The organism is Blastocatellia bacterium (assembly GCA_035275065.1).
In the GTDB taxonomy this organism is placed as follows: domain Bacteria; phylum Acidobacteriota; class Blastocatellia; order UBA7656; family UBA7656; genus DATENM01.
Window position 1 is genome coordinate 1 of record DATENM010000151.1, and the last position, 1,294, is coordinate 1,294.

1 protein-coding gene is annotated in these 1,294 nt (G+C 58.4%); it reads left to right on the forward strand.

The window, feature by feature from the left end; translation table 11 throughout:
- Nucleotides 1-264: 264 nt before the first annotated feature.
- Nucleotides 265-1,294 (forward strand): hypothetical protein (locus tag VJ464_28085; GenBank protein HKQ09014.1); only part of this gene is annotated, 1,030 nt, incomplete at its 3' end.

Here is a 1,294-nt window from a genome sequence, read left to right on the forward strand (position 1 = left end):
TGGGAAGAGCTGGGTACATCGTGACCCCCTCCAAAAGCTAACAGTATTGAGTGCGGCACGAATGAAAGAGCTGCGCCGAGTGTTGAGTGAGGTCTGAGGATCGGCGGCATCGGGGCCAGTGGCTCGGCTTTGCGAGCCCTAGCTCGCGAGCCGCTGGCCGAGCGGAGCGAGGGGACCCTGGGCCGCCGCAGCCGAAGGCCGAACAGCCGAGCGCCCGGTGCCGATCTTCCGAGGGTGCACTGCCGCTATTTTGAGTTGTATCGTATGCGCACAGATCGTCACTGGCTTCATCAGAAGATCGTTAGCTTTGCTCGTGAGCATGGCATCAAGGCTACCGTCCGAGAGTTTGGCTGTACCCGCAACACCGTGCGCAAGTGGTTGCGGCGTGCCGTCCCCGGTAAACCTTCCTCGCTGGCCGAGCGATCCCGCGCGCCCAAGCGCTGCCCTCATAAGACCGCCTCCAGTTTGGAAGGACAGATCGTCAAACTCAGAAGGCAAACCGGCTTTGGCGCTGAACGGCTGGTCCGCGAGTTCGATCTCAAGGTCAGCCATAATGCCGTCGCCCGCATCATTCGTCAGCATGGCCTCAGTAGGCCGCGCAAGAAAAAGCCGGTGACCAAAAAGCTGCTGCGCTCGGTTAAACGGGCATGGAAGCTCTTTGGCCAGCTCTCCGCCGACACCAAATTCCTGCAGGACATCCCCTTTTATTGGCCCCAGATGATGCATCTCAAACTGCCTCGCTTCCAGTACACCGCTCGGGAAATCGTCTCCGGCGCCTGCTTCACCGCCTACGCTGATGAGCTCTCCAAAACTTACGCCGTCTTCCTGGCTGAACAACTCAGCGCACACCTGGCTCTGTATGGCGTCGATCTCAGCGCTCTGGTCTGGCAGACCGATAATGGCGGCGAGTTCCAGGAAAACAAAGAGCAACGCGGTCTGCCCTCGACCGTCCGCGCCTTGGGCTCTGATCACCGCTTCATTCCTCCCAAGCGTTACACCTGGCAAAGCGACGTTGAAACGGTTCATCGCCTGGTTGAAGACGAGTTTTTCGATCGCGAACAGTTCCACAGCCCCGCGCACTTCTTCGCCAAAGTCACTACCTACTGGCGCTACTTTAATCTCGTCCGTCCCAACCGAGGCAAAGAATGGAAAAGCCCCTTGCAGATCCTCCAAATCCAAGCTCCCTCACTCGCCGGTGCTCTCTTGAATTGGAAACCTCTCAACCTCTCTCTCGCCCATCACGCGTACTTGCCAAAACCATATCACAGGGGTCACGATCTACCCAGATATCCCT